Below are 19,563 nucleotides of genomic sequence, written 5' to 3' on the forward strand. Positions count from 1 at the left end.
AAACTATAAAAAAACTTACATAACGTCATTTGTAACTTAAAAAATATCTTAAATTCGTTCAGTAATTTTAAAAAAACAAAAAAGATGAAAAAAGTTTTACTTTCTGCTTTAGCGGTTTTAGCTATCGGAACTGCTAGTGCTCAATCACACCAAAAAGGAACTATGCAAGTTAATGTTTTAGGTGGTTTCATGACTGGTTCAGGTAGTCATAAATTAGATGAAGCTGGTTCAACAAAAGAGAAATTTGATGCTGCTGGCGCTCAATTTGGAGTTAATTTCCAATATGGTATCGCTGAAAGTTTCAGTGCTGGTATTGGCGTAGAATTAGGTACCGTAGTTTTAACACCAAAAAGTGTTGATTACGGTTACGGTTACTCAGACCCTTCAGTATCACTTGTTAAAGTAAATTTATCAGGTAGATATTATTTTGTAAACAAAGACAAATTTAACGTTTACGCTGGTCCATCTATCGGATTTACTTCTGGTAAAGACAAAGATCTTGCATTTGCTTATGTTGGTGGTCAAAAAACCAAATATTCTGGTTTAAACTACGGTGTTAACGCTGGTGGTAACTACTTCTTTACTGATGTAGTAGGTGTTATCTTAAACGTAGGATATGAAGGAAACAGCTTAAAATCAAAATTAACTGAAGAAGGTGTTGACTACAAAGGAAAATCTACTTTAGGTGGAGTGAAAGTTATGGCAGGTCTTGCTTTAAAATTCTAATAAAAACCTTAGATTCTCAATATTAACCACGCCAATGGCGTGGTTTTTTCTTTTTATATATTACTAAAAATCAACTACATAAGACAAAACTTACTTTTTTATTAAAAAATCACTTGGTCAATCAAATAAAAACACACTATCTTCGCATCGAAATTTTTAAAAAACATTAAAAAATGAAAAAAGTTTTATTAACTGCTGCTGCAGTTTTCGCGTTTACTTTTGCTAACGCTCAAGAATCAACTTCTTCTTACAAACCAGTAAAAGGTACAGTTACTACTGAAGTTGGTTTAACTGGTGGTTTAAACAATGCAAACTTTGATTTAAACACTGGAGTATTAAAATTCAGATATTTCTTAAAAGATGATTTAGGTTTACGTTTAGGTTTTGCTACAAACTCTAACAAAACTGAATCGATTGACAATTCAAACCCAAACAATGTTGAAACTACGATTAACAAAAATTCAAACTTCACATTAAACCTTGGGGTTGAAAAACACTTCGCAGGTACAGAAAGATTATCAACTTATGCAGGTGCTGATTTATTACTTAATTTTAAAGGTGCTAAAACTGAATACACTGAGAACAATTATTTCTACAATGTTGATGGAGCAAATATAGATAATGCTGGAAACTTCATTAACAATGCAGGAACTCAATTTGGTTTAAGACTTGTAACTGGTGCAGATTACTACATCGCTAAAAAAGTATTCTTAGGTGTTGAAGCTGGTTTAAATATTTTAACTGGTAAAAATAAAGATATCGAAATCAGTGAAACAGGACAACCAAATGTAAATATTGCTGGTGGAAAAGAATCAGGAATTACTACACAAGTTATTGGTGGAATCAGAATTGGTTACCAATTCTAATAACAAAATATTATTACAAAAAACCACGCTTAAAGCGTGGTTTTTTTATTGATCAAGATTGATAACTACATTTTAAATCCGATTCCCGCCTGAATCACCATATTTTTAGACCCAGAGTCTTTAACAACTTCATTTAAACTCTGCGTATAACGTCCAAAAATAAAAGCTCCTCCCGCAAAGTTTAGTGAAACACCACCCGCAATAGCTGTATCAAAACTATTTACATCATTTTGATCTGACACATTATTGTCAGACTCAACTTTTTCAGATACTTTCATTCCAAATTGTGGACCAGCTTCTATAGCAAAAACATTTCCTAATTTTAATTTAGCTAAAATTGGTACATTAATGTAATCTATCTTATAAGTAACCTTATATGAATTACCTAAAATAAGTTTAATAGTATTTTCAAAACCTTGTCTTGAGTACAACAACTCTGGTTGTAGTGATAAAATTTTAGGTACCAATGGTACTTCCCCCATAAAACCTATATGAAAACTAGTTCTTGGGTCTGGTCCTTCTTCAAAATCACCTTTTGAAACTGTAGCGTAATTTAAACCTCCTTTAATTCCAAATGAGGCCCCTGATTTATCCTGCGCAAATGCATTTGATGCAAATACAAACAAAAAAGTTCCTAATGTTAAATTTTTAATTAATTTCATATCCAAAAATTTTAGTTTATAATTAAACAACGCTATATTTTTTAAAAAATTATATTATTTAATGAACAACAACTGGACCAAATTCATCAAGAATTTCCAATCATATCTTAAAATAGAACGTGGATTATCACAAAATTCCATCGACAATTACACTCTCGATATTGAAAAACTAAGTCTTTATTTAACTGAAAATCAAATAGACAAAAGCCCAATCACAATAACAGAAGAAATCGTCCAAGAATTTATTTATGACGTTTCGAAAAAAGTAAATCCAAGGAGTCAAGCAAGAATAATTTCTGGCCTAAAAAGCTTTTTTAATTATCTAATTTTTGAAGATTACAGGGTTGATAATCCTCTAGAATTAATTGAGGCTCCACGCTTAGGGAGAAAACTCCCCGATACTTTAAATATTGAAGACATAGACAATTTGATTAATGCAATTGATTTATCTAGCAATGAAGGAGAACGTAACAGAGCCATGCTCGAAACACTCTACGGATGTGGGCTTCGTGTATCAGAACTGGTTTCAGTTAAAATATCTGATTTATTTTTTGATGAAGGATTTATAAAAGTAACAGGAAAAGGAAACAAACAGCGTTTTGTTCCCATTAGTCCTTTAACACAAAAATACATTGAGATTTACAAAAAAGAAGTCCGCCCTCATTTACCCATTCAAAAAGAATTTGGTGATACTTTGTTTTTAAATAGAAGAGGCAAACAACTTACCCGTGCTATGATTTTCACTATTATAAAAGATTTGGCAAAAAAAATAAACCTCAACAAAACGATAAGCCCTCACACTTTTCGTCATTCATTTGCTACTCACCTATTAGAAAACGGGGCCGATTTACGATCTATTCAACTAATGTTAGGACATGAATCTATCACCACAACAGAAATTTACATGCATGTTGACAGAAAACACTTAAACCAAGTAATGCAGACTTTTCATCCTAGAAACAAATAAAAAATCCTTCTTTCGAAGGATTTTTTTCTATTTTAAAATGTCTTTTAAAGATTCTAAATCTACTGTTTGCTGTTCACCAGAAGTTAGATTCTTAATATTATAAACATTATTTTGAACTTCTTCTCCTCCTACAATAATTGCGTAAGGGATTCCTCGTTTATCGGCATATTGAAATTGTTTCCCAATTTTTGCTGCATCAGGATATAACTCTACTTTAATTTCTTCGTTACGAAGTTTTGCAATGGCTTTCATTGAAAATTTAGCTTCGGTTTCTCCTAAATTCAAGAAAATAGCTTTTGAAGTTGAAGTCACTGTTTCTGGAAACAATCCTAATTCTTCTACAACCAAATAAATTCTATCTAAACCGAATGAAATACCTACTCCACTCATGTTTTTTAGACCAAAAATACCGGTTAAATCATCATAACGACCTCCTCCTCCAATAGATCCCATTGATACTCCTTCTGGCGCACCTACTTCAAAAATAGCTCCAGTATAGTAATTTAGTCCTCTGGCTAAAGTCACATCCAAATCTAGTTTTGACTCTTTTAATCCAATCTCTAAAACATTTTCGCAAATAAAACGTAACTCCTCTACTCCTTTTAGTCCTTCTTCTGAAGTAGATAATAATTGAGCAAGTTTTTCTAACTTCTCAGTTATTGTTCCAGTAAAATTAAACAACGGTTGTACTTTAGAAATTGCTTCTTCCGAAATACCTTTTTCAAGCATTTCTTTTTTCACGCCTTCTTCACCAATCTTATCTAATTTATCAAGCGCAACAGTAAAGTCAATAAGCTTATCAGATGCACCAATAACCTCAGCAATACCAGACAAAATTTTACGATTATTAATTTTTACAGTTACTCCTTTTAATCCCAAATCAGAAAAAACCGAATCGTACAATTGTACTAATTCAACTTCCTGCCACAATGAAGTTGAACCAACCACATCAGCATCACACTGATAAAACTCTCTAAAACGTCCTTTTTGAGGTCTATCAGCACGCCATACTGGTTGAATTTGATAACGTTTAAAAGGAAATTCAATTTCATTTTGATGTTGAACCACATAACGAGCAAAAGGGACTGTTAAATCGTAGCGAAGTGCTTTTTCTGAAATTTTATTAGTAAATTGATTTAATTCTATTAACTCTTCAACCGAGATTGTTTCTGCTGAATTTATTTGCAATGATTCTATAGATTTAGGTAATTCTATTTTCTGTTTATTAAAAAAATAATTTCCCGAATTCAAAATCTTAAAAATTAATCGATCCCCTTCTTCTCCATATTTTCCAATTAAGGTTTCTGAATTTTCAAATGTAGGAGTTTCGATAGGCTGATAACCAAATCTTTCAAAATGAGAACGCATTGTATTAAAAATATAATTACGTTTTGCCACTTCAATAGGAGAAAAATCTCTTGTTCCTTTAGGAATACTTGGTTTTTGAGCCATTTTTTAAAATTATGAGTTATGAATTATAAATTATTTTAGTTAGAACAAGAAAAAAGTAAAGCAACTCTCATTTCTAACTTCTAATTTTACTCGCAAATATCTTACATTTTAGAAGAATAGTAAAATTTTAATCGGAATTGTAACAAAAAACGTATTTTAGTTACTCATTAGCTATGGTAGGATTGTTTAGAGAAAATGTTAAGATTGCATTAGGTTCTATAAGAACACAATTGCTTCGCACGGTTTTAACAGTACTTATTATTGGTATTGGTATTATGGCACTTGTTGGTATTTTAACAGTGGTTTCGGCACTTGAGAATACACTTTCTAAAGATTTTGCCTCTATGGGATCTAATACTTTTACTTTAAATCAATATGATAATTTAACCCGTACAGAAGGCAATAGAGAATTAAAAAAGATTAATCCTATTATCTCGTATCCTGAGGCTGTTGCTTTCAAAAAAAACTTCAACTTTCCATCTGCACATACCTCTTTATCTTTTACCGCCACTTCAAATGCCGAGGTTAAATTTGAAAGCAAAAAAACAGATCCTGAAGTTTCTGTTTTAGGAGTTGACGATTATTATACCGTTAATTCAGGTTTAGAAGTTGTTAAAGGGCGAAATTTTACAGGTTTCGATATTGAAAATAACAATTATGTATGTATCCTTGGTGCTGATTTTGAAAAAGAACTTCTAGCTGATGTAAATCCTATTGACAAAACAATTTCAATAAGAGGTGCTAAATTTAAAGTGATTGGTGTTTTAAAGGAAAAAGGATCAACGTTTGGAAACAGCCAAGATTTACGAGTTTTAATTCCAATTCAAGTAGCAAGAACACTTTTTACAGCTCCTAATATCAATTACTCAACAAGTGTAATGATTGAAAAAAAAGAGTTACTTGATGAAGCCGTTGATAATGCCATTATCGCAATGCGTAAGGTTCGTAAATTGAGTCCGATTGAAGATCAAAACTTTGGTGTTTCCAGAAGCGATGATTTGATAAATAAAATTTTAGGAATAACACAATATTTAGGAATTTCTGCTTGGGTAATTGGTGTTATTACCATTTTTGGTTCTACTATTGCTTTAATGAATATCATGTTGGTATCTGTAACCGAAAGAACTCGTGAAATAGGAACCAGAAAAGCTTTAGGTGCCAAAAGAAGTACTATTGCCATGCAATTCTTTATGGAAACTTTAGTAATTGGTCAATTGGGTGGATTGGTAGGAACCATTTTAGGAATATTAATTGGTTTTGGGTTCGCTTCTCTATTAGATTTTAAATTTGTGATTCCTTGGTTAGCTATAACTTCTGCATTTTTGGTATGTTTCATTGTAGCAATAATTTCAGGATTGTATCCGGCGCTAAAAGCTGCAAAACTAGACCCTATCGAAGCGTTAAGATACGAATAACGGTTATATTTCACCTTTAATCATTCGGTCATTGCCGTAAATATCTTTTCGAAGTTCGATATTTAAAAAATTATTGTTTTCTAGTAGAGCAAACATTTCTTTCCCCAAGTACTGATTGATTTCAAAGAATAACATTCCCTTTTCTGATAGATTTTTTTGAGCCAATTCTGTTATCTTTCGATAAAACAATAGAGCGTCATTATCTTCAACGAATAGCGCTAAATGTGGTTCGAAGTCTAATACATTTTTCTTGATTTCCTGTTTTTCAAGATTACGAACATACGGCGGATTAGAAACTATAATATCAAATTTCTGTTCAAGGTCATTGGTTTCTAAAACACTTTGGTTAAGAAAAGTAATTTCAACATTGTTTCTGTTAGCATTTTTAGCAGCTATCACCAATGCTTTTTCTGAAACATCTAAAGCATATACTTCTGCATTAGTTAAATTCTTTGCTAAAGAAATAGCAATACAACCTGTTCCCGTTCCTATGTCCAAAATTCTCACTTTCGAATTTTGACTTTTATCCTTTGTCTCTTTAATAATCCAATCGACTAATTCTTCTGTTTCTGGCCTCGGAATTAATGTATTTTCATTCACATAAAACGGTAAACCATAAAACTCGGTTTCTCCTAATATATATTGTATGGGTTTTTCCTCTACAAGTTGAGACAAAACTGTTTCCCATTGCAATAATTGCATGGTGTCTAATTCCATATTATGATTTATAGCTAAATCAACCCTTTTCATCCCATGAAAAGCATCAAGCAGTATGTAAAAAAAACTATCTATTTCGTGCTCATCATAAATCGACGACAACTCTTTAGTAAATTGAATTTTATATTCTTTTAAATACATTTATAAACTTTTAATCATCCAAACTGGACAAGCCGAATGTCCTGTACAGCCCATAGGTTCATCTAAATATTCGAATCCAGATTTTTTATATAATTTTTGAGCAGCTTCCATGTAGGGCATGGTTTCTAAATAACATTGTTTAAAACCAAATTCTTTAGCCTTTGTTAAACACACCTCCATCATTTGTGTACCAATCCCTAAACCTCTGGTTTCTGGAAGAAAATACATTTTTTGCAATTCGCAAACCTCGGGATTACCATTTGCAAGAGGAGAAATTCCAGCAACACCTACAATTCTATCTTCATTTTCTACAACAAAATAAGCAGAGTTTGACTTTTGATATGCTTCATACATTTTATCAAGCTCAGGATCTGCATAAGCTGTCCCTACTTTTGGTACATTAAATTCTTCCAAAACTGTTCGAACAACTTTGGCTACTTGAATATTGTCTTGTGCTTGTATTTCTCGAATCAACATAAAATTAAAAGCTTATTTTTGTGATGTGAAGATACATCAAAAATACATATCGCGTTGTATTGAATTAGCTAAAAATGGACTGGGCACAACCTATCCAAATCCTTTAGTAGGAAGTGTAATTCTATATGACGGAAAAATAATTGGGGAAGGTTGGCACAAAAAAGCAGGAGAAGCCCATGCTGAAGTAAACGCCATCAATTCCGTTAAGGATAAATCATTGTTATCTAAATCTACGATTTATGTAAGTTTAGAACCATGTAGTCATTTTGGAAAAACACCACCTTGTTCCGATTTAATAATTCATCACAAAATACCAAATGTGGTGATTGGCACAATTGATCCCTTTGCAAAAGTATCAGGTAATGGAGTTAAAAAATTAATCGAATCTGGGGCCAATGTAACTGTTGGCGTTTTAGAAGAAGAATGCAATGAACTAAACAAACGTTTTTTCACATTTCACAACAAAAAACGCCCCTACATAATTTTAAAATGGGCAGAAACGAAAGATGGTTTTATAGCTCCTAAAACTAAAGAAGATAAAAAACCCGTTTGGATTACTAATAAATATTCTCGCCAATTAGTCCATAAATGGCGTACCGAAGAACAAGGAATTTTAGCAGGAACGCAAACCATAATTGACGACAATCCTAGCTTAACAGCTAGAGACTGGAAAGGCAACCAACCTGTAAGAATAGTTTTAGACAAAAAAAACAGAATTCCAAAAGAAAGTGCTATATTTGATAATTCGGCTCTTACCATTTTGATTACTGAGAATGAAATTGATTTTTCTAAAAATATTGCAAATCAAATTTGTAACTACTTGTATGAAAAAGAAATTCAGTCGGTAATCATTGAAGGAGGAAGCCAAACTTTACAAACTTTTATTGATGCTCGACTTTGGGACGAAGCAAGAGTTTTTAAGGGTCTTTCTTTTTTTTCTGAAGGAACCAAGGCTCCAAAAATTTCAAGAAAAATTAGCGAAAGCAAAAAAATAATAAGTGATGAACTTTTAATTTTTACGAATTATGATTAATACTATTATTTTCGATTTTGGAGATGTGTTCATGGATTTAGACAAAAACGCATCATTAGAAGCGTTAAAAAAACTTGGATTACAATCTTGGAACGAAGAAATAGATAAGATTAATCAACTGTTTGAAAAAGGGAAAATCTCCGAAGTTCAATTCATGATTGAAATGAAAAAGCTCATGCCTAACGCTTCAATTGATGACATAAGAACTGCTTGGAATTCAGTTTTAATTGACTTCCCATTATCACGATTAGAGTTCCTTCAAAAATTATCGCATAAATACCGTTTATTTCTTTTAAGTAATACCGACGAGATTCATATTGCAAAATTTGAACATCGAGTAGGAATGACTTTTGCCCGTGAATTTTATCAATGCTTCGAAAAAATTTACTTTTCTTTTGAAATAGGACATCGAAAACCAGAGCCTGAGGCTTTTAATTTTATCATTAAAAAACACGAACTAGCTCCTAAACGCACTTTATTTATTGATGATAAAAAAACAAACACTGACATAGCTGCTTCATTAGGTATGCATGTTTGGAATTTAGAAGTAGGCAAGGAAGATGTAACCGATCTTTTTTCTAAAAAAGAACTTCCTTTTTCATAATTACAGATTTTATTAAAACACTATTTTTGTACTCAAATTGCTACATTGAGTACTACCGATACATATAAAACAATAGAAGAAGCTTCACCCGAAGTACTGTTTAAAGAAAAAAACAGTAAGTTTTATGGTTATGCATTCCCTATTTCTTCAGAGGAAGAAGCGAAAACCCATATCGAACGTTTAAAAAAAGAACATTTCTCTGCACGTCATTGGTGCTATGCTTGGCAACTTGGCACAACAAAAATACAATACCGAGCTAACGATGACGGAGAACCCAACAATAGTGCCGGCATGCCCATTTATGGCCAAATACAATCTTTTGACGTTACAAACATATTAATTGTAGTTGTTCGTTATTTTGGCGGAATAAAACTTGGTGTTGGAGGTTTGATTTCGGCTTATCGAGAAGGCGCAAAACTAGCTTTGGAATCGTCTAACATAATTGAGAAGACAATAGACATTCATTTCAACATAACTTTCGATTACAAAAACATGAATAAAGTAATGAGGGTTATAAAAGAAAAGAATCTTAACATTATTTCTCAAAAAATGGAAGAGAATTGTCAAATAGAAATCAGCACACGTAAAAAAAATGCCGAAATGATTTTCGACATTTTTACTAATTTATTTGAAGTAGAAATTAAAGAATTTTAAACTTTTACTAATAACTCTTTAATATAGTCTGGAGGTAAAATTGGACGCCCCGTTTTAACATCTACAAAAACCAAAATTGAACTACCTGTTGTTAATAACTCATTTGATTGATTATAGATTTCATAATCGAATTCTATTTTAACCGATTGCTGACTTTTAAAAATAGTTCGCACTGTTAACTCATCATCATATCGTGCAGGTCTTTTATAATTCATAGTCAATGAAACTACAGGAAGCATAACTCCATTTTCTTCCATTGATTTATAGGTAACTCCAAGATTTCTAAGCCATTCCACCCTACCCATTTCAAAATACTGCACATAATTACCATGATAAACAACACCCATCTGATCGGTTTCTGCATATCTTACTCGCACATTTAAATCATAAAATTTCATCACTCTTTCTTTAAAAAAAATTAACACTCTGTTAACCCCAATAAAACGCTTTACAACATTTTTTTTATAAAATCAACATCAAAAAAATTTTTTTTTAAGAATTTTATGAGGCATATTTGCTATCCCAATCAACCCTAAAACTTGTACCAAAATTAACAAGTTTAATCTTTTAAAAATTAACATTTTAGATGCATACAATGAATAAAACTGCGGAATCAGTCTGGGAGAATTGTCTGTCTTTCATAAAAGATAATATTCAAGAGCAAGCATACAAAACTTGGTTTGAACCAATCAAGTCAGTAGAGCTTACAGACAACGCACTTTATATTCAAGTACCTAGTAAATTCTTCTATGAATGGCTAGAAGAACACTATGTTAAATTATTAAAAGTTGCATTACAAAAAGAGCTTGGAAAAAACGCTAAGTTACTCTATAAAATTAAAATGGAGAACACTTATGGAAACAAACTTCCATTCACAGAGCAAATACCAAGTAACAATAGACCTGCTGTAAAAACTCAGGAAATTGATGTTCCTGTTCAACAAAAAAATCCAGAATTAAAAAACCCTTTTATCATACCTGGAATTCGAAATATTAAAATCGAATCGCAATTAAATGCCAACTACAGTTTTGAAAATTTCCTTGAAGGAGACTCAAACCGTTTAGCAAGATCAGCGGGTATGGCTGTAGCAAATAAGCCAGGAGGAACTTCATTCAATCCACTACTAATTTTCGGCGGTGTTGGACTAGGAAAAACACATTTGGCACATGCCATTGGTGTTGAAATTAAAGACAAATACCCAGACAAAACCGTTTTATATATTTCTGCAGAAATTTTCACGCAACAATATATAGATTCAGTTAAAAAAAATACTCGAAATGATTTCATTCACTTTTATCAATTGATAGATGTGTTAATCATTGATGACGTTCAATTCCTTTCCGGAAAAACAGGAACTCAAGATGTATTCTTCCATATATTCAACCATTTACACCAAAATGGGAAACAGGTAATTTTAACATCAGACAAAGCTCCTGTTGACATGCAAGATATTGAACAACGTTTATTATCTCGTTTTAAATGGGGACTATCTGCTGAATTACACCAACCAGATTATGAAACAAGAGTATCAATCTTGAAAAACATCTTATTCCGTGATGGGGTTGAAATGCCTGAAGAAATCATCGAATATGTAGCTCGTAATATAAAAAGTAATGTTAGAGAACTTGAGGGTGCTATTATTTCCTTAATTGCTCAATCATCTTTTAATAAAAAAGAAGTTACAATTGACTTAGCGAAGCAAGTAGTTGAGAAGTTTGTTAAAAATGTGAAACGTGAAATATCTATTGACTACATTCAAAAAGTAGTTTCTGATTATTTCCAGTTAGATGTTGACACATTACAATCACAAACTAGAAAACGTCACGTGGTGCAAGCACGCCAGCTAGCTATGTTCTTTGCAAAAAAATACACTAAAGCGTCTTTAGCCAATATTGGTTCACAAATTGGAGATAGAGATCACGCCACTGTTTTACACGCTTGCAAAACGGTTGACAACTTAGTGACTACAGATAAGCAGTTCAAAAAATTTGTTGACGATATCAACAAGAAACTTTCTTTATAATGCCTAAAAAAATTCTTATGGTCTGTTTGGGGAATATTTGCCGTTCCCCACTGGCTGAAGGTATTTTACGTTCAAAGTTATCAAAAGAATATATTGTTGATTCTGCTGGAACTGGCGGATGGCATTCGGGCGAACAACCTGACAAACGCTCAATTCTTACAGCAAAAAACAGAGGCATTGACATTACTCATCAAAAAGCCAGAAAATTTCAAAAGTCTGATTTTGATAATTTTGACTATATTTATGTAATGGACAACCAGAATTTTAAAGATGTTGTTTCGCTTGCAGAAAACGAAAATCATAAAAACAAAATTCAACTCATTTTAGAAGAAATTTTTCCAGGTGAACGAGTAGATGTACCAGACCCATACTATGGAGGTCAAGATGGCTTTGAAAAAGTATACGATATGCTTGATGAAGCCTGCGAAATAATTGCAGTAAAATTAAAAAATATCAATTAACCTTAATGTTTTTCAAAATCACTTCTAATTGATCTAAATCAATATTTTTCGCAATAACTTTCCCATAATTATTTATCAAAACATTTGAAGGAATTGAATTAATATGATATTTTTTCACAACTTCACCCAGAAACTCTTTGTTTTCTATAACATTAATCCAATCAACATTCTCTTTTTTTAAAGCGTTAATCCAATTACTTTTATTTTTATCTATTGAAATTCCTAAAATCTCAAAATTTCTATTTTTATATAAACTATAAACTTTTTTCAAACTAGGCATTTGTTTTCTACAAGGCTCACACCAACTAGCCCAAAAGTCTAACAAATACCATTTCCCTTTAAGATCTTTTGTATTAAATATCTTTCCTTTATCATCAGGTAATTCAAAATCAAAAACTAAATCATCAATCTTAATAAAGTTTTCAGGATATAAATCTTGTTCAATAAACTTAATTGTGGATTCTGAAGCTATACTTTTATCAATTTTAACATATATAGATTTTAAAATGTTCTTATCTGTATCTTTTTGCCTAGTTAAACTACTCAATAAATCTACACCTAAAGGATTTTTTGGGTGATTTACAACTATCTCATCTAGTTTTCTATACAAATTTGGTCTATAATCTTTAGTCTTATCAAATAAATATTTTTGCCAAATTTCATTGTATTCATCTTCAATCTTTGCTGTTTCAGTTCCATGTATTGATAGTAATTTAAAAAAAGAAAGCTTACTTCCGTTATTCATTAATCTATCTTCTACAGACAACTCTAATTTTATCTGTTTTTTTTCCAAATAAACCCCAAAAACATTCGATGGCTTATCTTTTAAGTAAAAAACAGCCCTCACAATATCTTTATCAATTAACCCCTCAAATGAGAAGTTATTATTTACAATTAAACAACTATCAAGCTTTCCTTCATATTCAACAAACATATAACCTTCTAAATCATTTTTCAAAAAACAATCCAATGTAAAATTATACTTACTAGTTTGACCTAATGAATTATTTATAAAAAAAAGGATAAACAGTGTTTTAAAAATCAGTTTCATAATTTCTATTCTGATTAAAATTTTCTAAATTATAGATACATTTAATAACGCACCATACTTTAAAACGATGAATCTTCAATTAATTCATTTATAAAAAACTCTAAATTTTCTCTTTCATACAATTTAGGATATTCATATCCATTAACAAAAATAGCAGGAGTATAATTGACATTGTTAACTGAACACCATTCATTCTGTTTTATTAATAAATCGTCCATTTTATCAAAATCTTCCACAATCAAACTTTCACTAGTCCATTTTTCAATACTTTTAAACTTATACCAATATTTTATTGCTTTTCTAAACTCTTGTTTTCCTTTAGAAAAATATATACCCAATAATTTTTTGAAAAACAATTTTGCTTTTTCATCTGAATTTTCAAAATCTACTTTAAATATAACTTGTATTTGTATATGGTCGTGATACTTTAACAATATTTGTTCCAAAATCTCATGTGCTTCTTCACAAAATTTACAAAATGGATGAGTAATGATTGCTATTTGAGTTTTACTCTCTTTATTTCCGAACACAATTGGACTCTCTGGTAATAGTTTTTTCTCTTTTGAAACCAATGTATTTTTAAAAATTTCATAATTTCTCTGAAATCTATTTGATTTTAAACGAAATTCTTTAAGTTCTTTCACATCAATCAATTGTTTTTTTATTATTTTCCAGAGAAATATTATCATTGAAACCAATGCTATGTAAAAGAAAATTGATTGAAAAGAAACACTTAAGCTAAATATTTCAAATCTCAAAAGGTAAAAAAACTCTAAAGAAAGAATGGAAATTAGCATTACACATATTGGGCACCATTTTTTTTCTACAAATTTTTGATAAAATAAAGAAATAATAATAATAGGAAAAGATCCTGTTAGTAAAAAAAATTGAATTGAAAAAAAATCAGCTAAACTTAAAGCAAAACAAAAGATAAAATATGCTGTCATTTGACTAACAAAAAAAACAATGCTTAAATCACTAAAATTTATATACCTGAAAATTTTCCATTTGCTAGAATTTACAACCTCACTACAATTGGAAGATGAAGTGATATTACACAGGTTGTTAATTAAATTATTTTCAACCCCAAACAAATCTTTTAAAGCGGCTATTGATAAAAAAACACCCAACAATGGAAATATAAAGAAAAATTTAGCAACTATATCTATTTTAAATTGAATTAATAAAATAAAACATAAAACATAGATTAAAAAAAAAGAAAAGTCTTTTTTTAGAGGTTGATTCCTTTCTGACTTCGAATCACTTATTATTAAAACAATATCAGTCCATCTTTTTTGCAACTCTTCTTTAGAAACGCTCAAAACTTCATTATCCCATAAAAGTAAATAAAAATTATCTTTCTTTTCAACTGCACAAAGTCGCGGCCTATTATCTTCCTCTTTCAAACTAGCAATAAAATTATTGGGCAATAACTCAATTTCTTGAAAATCAATCCTAATAGCAGTATTTTCTATATTAAAAAAACTCAAAGTATCTGAGATAGTAAGTAAAGAAGGAAAGTCAGGATGTGATTGCATTTGAAATAAGAACTCAGTCTCATCAATTTCAATATTTTCTTTTTTTAAAAAATGAAAAAGAAAACTAAATACTTTAATCATATTTTTTATAAAATGTTATAATAGAAAAATAGAGACTATCTCTTCTTGAAATAATCTCTAGTTTAAATAATTCTATATTTTATTCATAAAATCATTATTGGTACTGACAACTATGAATTCTCGTGTTTGAAGGGCCACAATGATATGTCGCACAATACGAATTTGGACAATCAGCTGAAGCACAAGTATTTGCCCCGTCAGGACTGCAATCACTGTGACAATTATTTTCAAAATTAGGTAATTTCCCTCCAATCACCCCTCTCATTTCTTCTCTACTAAGAACATTTCTTAAAATTTTATTATCCATTTGTTTAATTATTTTATTTAACAATAATACTTTTCATTAACACAAATTGAGCAAAAAAATATTACAAAATTTCATTTTAAAATATAATTATTTAATTTTGACCTAAAACTCTTTTAATAAGAGAGGAAGTTTTAAAAGAGACAATTATAGTTTTTTTGTTTTTTAAGGAGCCTAACTTTATACATAAGTTCTTTAATCCAATAAATTAAAACATAATGATGATATTTTGAATCAAGAATTATAAAGACAAATCAACTATATGAAACCAATTACTTTTTTAGGAAAACTATATTTAATCCCAACCACGCTTGGAGAAATGAATCCTGAAGATGTTTTACCTCAAACCATAAAAAGGAGTATTGATTTTATTGACTATTATATTGTTGAAAACGAAAAAAACTGCACGTCGCTTTATAAAAAGTGTTCATCCCGAGAAAAAACAACCTGATTTAAAAATTTCGGTACTAAATAAACACACCGAAGCACAGGAGCATCAGGAATTCATAAAACCGTTACTAAGCGGCTTAAATGTTGGATTAATGAGTGAAGCAGGATGCCCTGGAGTAGCTGATCCTGGCGCTGTTATTGTAAAATTAGCACATGAAAAAGGCATACAAGTAGTTCCGCTTGTAGGACCAAGTTCAATTTTATTAGCGGTAATGGCTTCTGGAATGAACGGTCAAAGTTTTGCTTTCAATGGCTATCTTCCTATTGATAAAAGTGAAAAAAAAGCGGCATTAAAAAATTTTGAAAAAATATCTTTTGAGAAAAATCAATCACAGCTATTTATCGAAACTCCTTACCGAAACAATAAACTCTTAGAAGACATTCTAAACACATTGCACCCAAACACCAACTTGTGTATTGCATGTGACATAACACTTCCAACAGAATTTATAAAAACATTAGCTGTAAAAGACTGGAAAAAACAAAAGGTCGATTTACAAAACCGACCTTCTATTTTTATAATTCATAAAAACTACTAATACTCTCTAGCCTTAGCTCCCTTATTAGCTTCTATGAAGCTGGTATCATAACCAGCAAATTCTTTTAAATATTCTGTTATTGAAGTACCATAACCGTCTTTAAATTTTCTTTGACCATTACTTCTCAAGAATTTTTTTACTGCTCCCGGACCACCTAAATGTGCTGCTGCTAATATACCAGATTCTGTAATAGTTATACCTCTCACAACTCTTCCTGTATACTTTGCTATTTCCTTACGCAACTCCCACTTATTTCGTGCTAAATAAGCCATAAAAGCTTTTTCTTGAAGCTTTCTACTTTCAAGAAAATGCTGTTCATCATTTACATCTAAACTTTCAAGTGTTTCAGAACCAAATTGATACTTACCTAAATACCCAAGTGTATTAACCTTATGGTATTTCCCTTGAGATTCTCTAACGGCTAATCTTTGTTGAAAACCAACAAAAGTTTTGCCCGTAAAGGGAACGTCAAAATACGTTTGATCCACTTCTATTTCAGTAGGTACTTTGTAAACTATTTCTTTGTCAAAAACATGGAACCAAGGAAATAATTCTGCTTGGAAAGGTCTAAAACCTGAACTAAGGGTGATGATTGAGGCAAATAATCCGAGATAAAATATCTGTTTTTTTGTCATAAAATGAATTTCTTCTAGCTAGGAATCACGGTACATTAACGTGAAAATTCCATCATTACTAGAAAATTTCTACGAGGCAAAGGTAACTCTTTAATATTGAAAGCATTGTTAATAATTTCAAAAAATAGACAAAAAGCAAATTAAATCGTTGATTTACAGTGATTTTATAGATTTTTAAATTATAACAAAAAAAGCCGATTTAGTTAAAATCGGCTTTTTTTATGATAGTTGTTAACAATTATAATCCAAGTTTAGTGACCCACTCTGCATATTTTTTTGCATTTACCATATGAGCTTCATAAGTGCTGGCAAAATCATGATAGCCTTGTCTATCTACACTTGCACAAAAATATACATAATCATGTTTTTCGGCATTAAGAACAGCGTCGATTGCTGTAATATCAGGCATCGCAATTGGACCTGGAGGCAATCCTATATTTACATATGTATTATAAGGTGAGTGAATTCTCAACATATCCCCTTTTACTCTTTTTATAACTTGGTTAAAGTCACCACTTTCTCTTTTTACAGCATAAATAACTGTAGGATCAGCTTGTAAAGGCATTTCAAGCTTTAATCTGTTTAAATAAACCCCAGCGACTCTTGGACGTTCATCTGTTTTTACAGTTTCTTTATGAACAATTGCAGCCAAAGTAATAACTTGAGCTGGAGTCATTCCTAGCGCTTTGGCTTTAGTCCTACGTTCATCATTCCAAAAACGATTAAACTCATCTGCCATTTTATCTCTAAACTTATCTGCAGATGTATTCCATTTTAGCTCGTAAGTATTTGGTATAAACATACCAAGTACAGTTTCTTTATTAAATCCATTCTTTTCCATAAAAACAGAATCGGTAATTGATTTCATTAAGCTAACACTATCAGCTTCAATTTGAGAAGAAACACGAGATACTAATTTTTCAAGACTTTCTTGGTTGTTAAAAGCTAAATTTAGCGGCATATTATGACGTAATGACGATACCAGTGCAAAACTTCCCATTCCTTTTTTGAATAAGAAACGCCCTGGAAATACATTTTCATCGTAAGACCGTTTCTCAGCAACAAATTTAAACTTACTAATATCTGACACATAAGGTTCTAAAATTTGAAGTACATCTTCATACTTTGAGCCTGTTGGTATATAAACATACACCTCATCTTTATCAAACTTTGTATTAGCTGAAAATATATTGATATATGCATAAATGGCTACTGCCAAAATTGCTACAAGTGCAGCTATTGCTATTCTTTTTTTATTCAAAACTTTAAATTTAATAGGTTGTGTTTATCAATTGAAACATGTACTCATCATGAAATTTATGATTATTGAAAGTCCAGTCCTTTTTAGTGCCAATTTTTTGGAAACCAAATGTAGTAAAAAGCTTTAAACTTGGTTCATTATCAGCTCCAATATTTGCAAAAAGCTGATGAAGTCCTAACTGTGCAAAACTGTATTTTATTAACAAAGACAAAGATTCTTTTCCAACCCCTTGATTTCTATCAACTTGATTTTGTATAACTATTCCAACCCCTGCTCTTTTGTTTTTGGGATCAAAATCAAACAAATCAATAAGTCCAATCGCTTCAAAAGAATTATTTTTACAAATAGCTAAACGCAATTGTTTTGCTATGTAAATATCCTGATGTGCATTTTCTAAATACTGATGAATTAAAAATCTTGAATATGGAGTTTGTGTGTTACTCACTTCCCAAATTTCCTCATTATTTTCTACAGCAAAAACAAAGTCAAGATCTTCGGGTTCAAGCGCTCTTAAATATATATTTTCTCCTTTTAAAGTTATCATCGAATTTATAAAGTGATTTGTCCTTCGTAAACAAACTTTGCAGGTCCTTTTAAAAAAACCTGAGTAAAAAATCCATTCTTTTCAACAAATGAGACTTCCAGTTCTCCGCCTTCAACTCTCAACTGAATTACTGAACTGTTTGTTTTTCCCATATATTTCATTGCTATCGCTACAGCTGTTGCCCCAGTACCACAAGAAAGAGTTTCATCCTCTACACCTCTTTCATAAGTACGCAACCAAAATTTATTTTCATCGGTTTGAGTAACAAAGTTAACATTACTTCCAGCTTGACCATACAAATTACTATATCTAATTTTTGATCCTTCATTACGAACATCAAAAATATGTAAATCTTCTACTAGTTCAACATGATGCGGAGAACCTGTATTCAAGAAAATATGATTTTCGTGTTGTTGCACTTCATCTACATCTTTCATTTGCAATGACACAATGTCATTTTCATCAATAGTTGCATGATGCAAACCGTCAACAGCAATAAAAGTTGCAGAATCAGAAATCACATTCAATTTTTTAGCAAATGCAACTAAACATCGTCCACCATTTCCACACATAGAACTTTCGTTTCCGTCAGAATTATAGTAAACCATTTTAAAATCTGTCGATTCGTCATTTTCTAACAAAATAAGACCATCGGCACCAATACCGAAACGGCGATCACAAAGTTTTTCAATTAGTTTGGTATCATTTTTGGGAAAAGTAAGTGAACGGTTATCAACCATGACAAAGTCATTTCCCGTTCCTTGATATTTGTAAAATGTAAATTGCATAGTGAAATGTAATGTCGTTAAATAGCCCTGATGGTAGTGACATCCTTTTTGTTGGTCATTTCGCCTCCGCTCAATGACCAACAAAAAGATATAGCGAACAGCAGGACAAATGCTGAACTGGAACATAAATGTAATGCTCCTCTAAACAACATAACAAATGTACAAATATTAATA

The 19,563-nt window shown here is 31.0% G+C and carries 21 protein-coding genes and 1 pseudogene; 10 read left to right on the forward strand and 12 right to left on the reverse strand.

Features of this window, described 5'->3' with window-relative positions:
• Positions 1 to 84 precede the first annotated feature (84 nt).
• Complete coding sequence (locus LJY17_RS08485; RefSeq protein WP_264543408.1) at positions 85 to 726, forward strand: hypothetical protein; 642 nt, start codon at positions 85 to 87, stop codon at positions 724 to 726.
• A 173-nt stretch (positions 727 to 899) separates the two neighbouring features.
• Positions 900 to 1,592, forward strand: a complete 693-nt coding sequence (locus tag LJY17_RS08490; protein WP_264543409.1) for an outer membrane beta-barrel protein — start codon at positions 900 to 902, stop codon at positions 1,590 to 1,592.
• Positions 1,593 to 1,657: 65 nt separating this feature from the next.
• On the opposite strand, the gene LJY17_RS08495 is transcribed toward LJY17_RS08490, so the two are convergent.
• Positions 1,658 to 2,254, reverse strand: coding sequence for a porin family protein (locus tag LJY17_RS08495; RefSeq protein ID WP_264543410.1), 597 nt, complete (start codon positions 2,252 to 2,254; stop codon positions 1,658 to 1,660).
• 61 nt (positions 2,255 to 2,315) lie between these two features.
• On the opposite strand from LJY17_RS08495, the gene xerD reads away from it, so the two are divergent.
• Positions 2,316 to 3,221, forward strand: coding sequence for a site-specific tyrosine recombinase XerD (xerD, locus tag LJY17_RS08500; protein ID WP_264543411.1), 906 nt, complete (start codon positions 2,316 to 2,318; stop codon positions 3,219 to 3,221).
• Positions 3,222 to 3,248: 27 nt separating this feature from the next.
• On the opposite strand, the gene hisS is transcribed toward xerD, so the two are convergent.
• Positions 3,249 to 4,673 (reverse strand): histidine--tRNA ligase, encoded by a 1,425-nt coding sequence (hisS, locus tag LJY17_RS08505; RefSeq protein WP_264543412.1) that lies wholly within the window; start codon positions 4,671 to 4,673, stop codon positions 3,249 to 3,251.
• Between the two features lie 173 nt (positions 4,674 to 4,846).
• Here hisS and LJY17_RS08510 point away from each other — a divergent pair, with 173 nt between their 5' ends.
• Positions 4,847 to 6,088, forward strand: a complete 1,242-nt coding sequence (locus LJY17_RS08510; RefSeq protein ID WP_264543413.1) for an ABC transporter permease — start codon at positions 4,847 to 4,849, stop codon at positions 6,086 to 6,088.
• 3 nt (positions 6,089 to 6,091) lie between these two features.
• Here the strand turns inward: LJY17_RS08510 and prmC are convergent, their stop codons facing one another.
• Positions 6,092 to 6,946: a peptide chain release factor N(5)-glutamine methyltransferase gene (gene prmC / locus LJY17_RS08515; RefSeq protein ID WP_264543414.1), complete on the reverse strand. Its 855-nt coding sequence runs from the start codon at positions 6,944 to 6,946 to the stop codon at positions 6,092 to 6,094.
• Entirely contained in the window at positions 6,947 to 7,423 is a 477-nt protein-coding gene (locus LJY17_RS08520; protein WP_264543415.1) for a GNAT family N-acetyltransferase, read from the reverse strand. It abuts the gene before it with no gap.
• A 25-nt stretch (positions 7,424 to 7,448) separates the two neighbouring features.
• On the opposite strand from LJY17_RS08520, the gene ribD reads away from it, so the two are divergent.
• The 3 genes from ribD to LJY17_RS08535 are packed head-to-tail and all read left to right on the forward strand — an operon-like array spanning position 7,449 to position 9,714.
• Positions 7,449 to 8,456: a bifunctional diaminohydroxyphosphoribosylaminopyrimidine deaminase/5-amino-6-(5-phosphoribosylamino)uracil reductase RibD gene (gene ribD / locus LJY17_RS08525; protein ID WP_264543416.1), complete on the forward strand. Its 1,008-nt coding sequence runs from the start codon at positions 7,449 to 7,451 to the stop codon at positions 8,454 to 8,456.
• Positions 8,449 to 9,060 carry an HAD family hydrolase gene (locus LJY17_RS08530; RefSeq protein WP_264543417.1) on the forward strand — a complete coding sequence of 204 codons (612 nt, stop codon included), beginning with the start codon at positions 8,449 to 8,451 and terminating at the stop codon, positions 9,058 to 9,060. The genes ribD and LJY17_RS08530 overlap by 8 nt, the downstream gene beginning before the upstream one ends.
• 45 nt (positions 9,061 to 9,105) lie before the next feature.
• Positions 9,106 to 9,714 (forward strand): IMPACT family protein, encoded by a 609-nt coding sequence (locus tag LJY17_RS08535; RefSeq protein WP_264543418.1) that lies wholly within the window; start codon positions 9,106 to 9,108, stop codon positions 9,712 to 9,714.
• Here the strand turns inward: LJY17_RS08535 and LJY17_RS08540 are convergent.
• Complete coding sequence (locus LJY17_RS08540) at positions 9,711 to 10,112, reverse strand: acyl-CoA thioesterase (protein ID WP_264543419.1); 402 nt, start codon at positions 10,110 to 10,112, stop codon at positions 9,711 to 9,713. The genes LJY17_RS08535 and LJY17_RS08540 overlap by 4 nt on opposite strands.
• 197 nt (positions 10,113 to 10,309) lie before the next feature.
• On the opposite strand from LJY17_RS08540, the gene dnaA reads away from it, so the two are divergent.
• Positions 10,310 to 11,737: a chromosomal replication initiator protein DnaA gene (gene dnaA / locus LJY17_RS08545; RefSeq protein ID WP_264544892.1), complete on the forward strand. Its 1,428-nt coding sequence runs from the start codon at positions 10,310 to 10,312 to the stop codon at positions 11,735 to 11,737.
• Positions 11,737 to 12,198: a low molecular weight protein-tyrosine-phosphatase gene (locus LJY17_RS08550; RefSeq protein WP_264543420.1), complete on the forward strand. Its 462-nt coding sequence runs from the start codon at positions 11,737 to 11,739 to the stop codon at positions 12,196 to 12,198. The genes dnaA and LJY17_RS08550 overlap by 1 nt, the downstream gene beginning before the upstream one ends.
• Here LJY17_RS08550 and LJY17_RS08555 read toward each other — a convergent pair.
• From LJY17_RS08555 to LJY17_RS08565, 3 genes are all read right to left on the reverse strand, one after another.
• A complete protein-coding gene (locus LJY17_RS08555; RefSeq protein WP_264543421.1) occupies positions 12,191 to 13,249 on the reverse strand; it encodes a TlpA disulfide reductase family protein in 1,059 nt (352 codons plus the stop codon). The genes LJY17_RS08550 and LJY17_RS08555 overlap by 8 nt on opposite strands.
• A gap of 59 nt (positions 13,250 to 13,308) precedes the next feature.
• Complete coding sequence (locus LJY17_RS08560; RefSeq protein WP_264543422.1) at positions 13,309 to 14,868, reverse strand: vitamin K epoxide reductase family protein; 1,560 nt, start codon at positions 14,866 to 14,868, stop codon at positions 13,309 to 13,311.
• 94 nt (positions 14,869 to 14,962) lie between these two features.
• The gene (locus LJY17_RS08565; protein WP_264543423.1) at positions 14,963 to 15,175 is read right to left on the reverse strand and encodes a hypothetical protein; all 213 of its coding nucleotides are present in this window, start codon (positions 15,173 to 15,175) and stop codon (positions 14,963 to 14,965) included.
• A 259-nt stretch (positions 15,176 to 15,434) separates the two neighbouring features.
• Here LJY17_RS08565 and LJY17_RS08570 point away from each other — a divergent pair.
• Positions 15,435 to 16,161, forward strand: a pseudogene (locus tag LJY17_RS08570) (SAM-dependent methyltransferase).
• Here LJY17_RS08570 and LJY17_RS08575 read toward each other — a convergent pair.
• From LJY17_RS08575 to dapF, 4 genes are all read right to left on the reverse strand, one after another.
• The gene (locus LJY17_RS08575) at positions 16,158 to 16,796 is read right to left on the reverse strand and encodes a peptidoglycan-binding protein LysM (protein ID WP_264543424.1); all 639 of its coding nucleotides are present in this window, start codon (positions 16,794 to 16,796) and stop codon (positions 16,158 to 16,160) included. The pseudogene LJY17_RS08570 and the gene LJY17_RS08575 overlap by 4 nt on opposite strands.
• Before the next feature lie 238 nt (positions 16,797 to 17,034).
• The gene (mltG, locus tag LJY17_RS08580; RefSeq protein ID WP_264543425.1) at positions 17,035 to 18,057 is read right to left on the reverse strand and encodes an endolytic transglycosylase MltG; all 1,023 of its coding nucleotides are present in this window, start codon (positions 18,055 to 18,057) and stop codon (positions 17,035 to 17,037) included.
• A gap of 10 nt (positions 18,058 to 18,067) precedes the next feature.
• Entirely contained in the window at positions 18,068 to 18,601 is a 534-nt protein-coding gene (locus LJY17_RS08585; protein WP_264543426.1) for a GNAT family N-acetyltransferase, read from the reverse strand.
• Between the two features lie 5 nt (positions 18,602 to 18,606).
• Complete coding sequence (dapF, locus tag LJY17_RS08590; protein ID WP_264543427.1) at positions 18,607 to 19,389, reverse strand: diaminopimelate epimerase; 783 nt, start codon at positions 19,387 to 19,389, stop codon at positions 18,607 to 18,609.
• Between the last annotated feature and the right edge of the window lie 174 nt (positions 19,390 to 19,563).

This window comes from Flavobacterium hankyongi, from assembly GCF_036840915.1.
Lineage (GTDB): Bacteria > Bacteroidota > Bacteroidia > Flavobacteriales > Flavobacteriaceae > Flavobacterium > Flavobacterium hankyongi.

Excerpts from the sequence above, each read along its gene's own strand:
- LJY17_RS08485 (WP_264543408.1), top strand. The coding sequence starts at position 85 with ATGAAAAAAGTTTTACTTTCTGCTTTAGCGGTTTTAGCTATCGGAACT.
- LJY17_RS08520 (WP_264543415.1), bottom strand. The coding sequence starts at position 7,423 with ATGTTGATTCGAGAAATACAAGCACAAGACAATATTCAAGTAGCCAAA.
- prmC (WP_264543414.1), bottom strand. The coding sequence starts at position 6,946 with ATGTATTTAAAAGAATATAAAATTCAATTTACTAAAGAGTTGTCGTCG.
- dnaA (WP_264544892.1), top strand. The coding sequence starts at position 10,310 with ATGAATAAAACTGCGGAATCAGTCTGGGAGAATTGTCTGTCTTTCATA.
- LJY17_RS08540 (WP_264543419.1), bottom strand. The coding sequence starts at position 10,112 with ATGAAATTTTATGATTTAAATGTGCGAGTAAGATATGCAGAAACCGAT.
- LJY17_RS08530 (WP_264543417.1), top strand. The coding sequence starts at position 8,449 with ATGATTAATACTATTATTTTCGATTTTGGAGATGTGTTCATGGATTTA.
- LJY17_RS08555 (WP_264543421.1), bottom strand. The coding sequence starts at position 13,249 with ATGAAACTGATTTTTAAAACACTGTTTATCCTTTTTTTTATAAATAAT.
- LJY17_RS08565 (WP_264543423.1), bottom strand. The coding sequence starts at position 15,175 with ATGGATAATAAAATTTTAAGAAATGTTCTTAGTAGAGAAGAAATGAGA.
- hisS (WP_264543412.1), bottom strand. The coding sequence starts at position 4,673 with ATGGCTCAAAAACCAAGTATTCCTAAAGGAACAAGAGATTTTTCTCCT.
- LJY17_RS08490 (WP_264543409.1), top strand. The coding sequence starts at position 900 with ATGAAAAAAGTTTTATTAACTGCTGCTGCAGTTTTCGCGTTTACTTTT.
- LJY17_RS08575 (WP_264543424.1), bottom strand. The coding sequence starts at position 16,796 with ATGACAAAAAAACAGATATTTTATCTCGGATTATTTGCCTCAATCATC.
- LJY17_RS08550 (WP_264543420.1), top strand. The coding sequence starts at position 11,737 with ATGCCTAAAAAAATTCTTATGGTCTGTTTGGGGAATATTTGCCGTTCC.
- LJY17_RS08560 (WP_264543422.1), bottom strand. The coding sequence starts at position 14,868 with ATGATTAAAGTATTTAGTTTTCTTTTTCATTTTTTAAAAAAAGAAAAT.
- LJY17_RS08585 (WP_264543426.1), bottom strand. The coding sequence starts at position 18,601 with ATGATAACTTTAAAAGGAGAAAATATATATTTAAGAGCGCTTGAACCC.
- LJY17_RS08510 (WP_264543413.1), top strand. The coding sequence starts at position 4,847 with ATGGTAGGATTGTTTAGAGAAAATGTTAAGATTGCATTAGGTTCTATA.
- LJY17_RS08495 (WP_264543410.1), bottom strand. The coding sequence starts at position 2,254 with ATGAAATTAATTAAAAATTTAACATTAGGAACTTTTTTGTTTGTATTT.
- xerD (WP_264543411.1), top strand. The coding sequence starts at position 2,316 with ATGAACAACAACTGGACCAAATTCATCAAGAATTTCCAATCATATCTT.
- dapF (WP_264543427.1), bottom strand. The coding sequence starts at position 19,389 with ATGCAATTTACATTTTACAAATATCAAGGAACGGGAAATGACTTTGTC.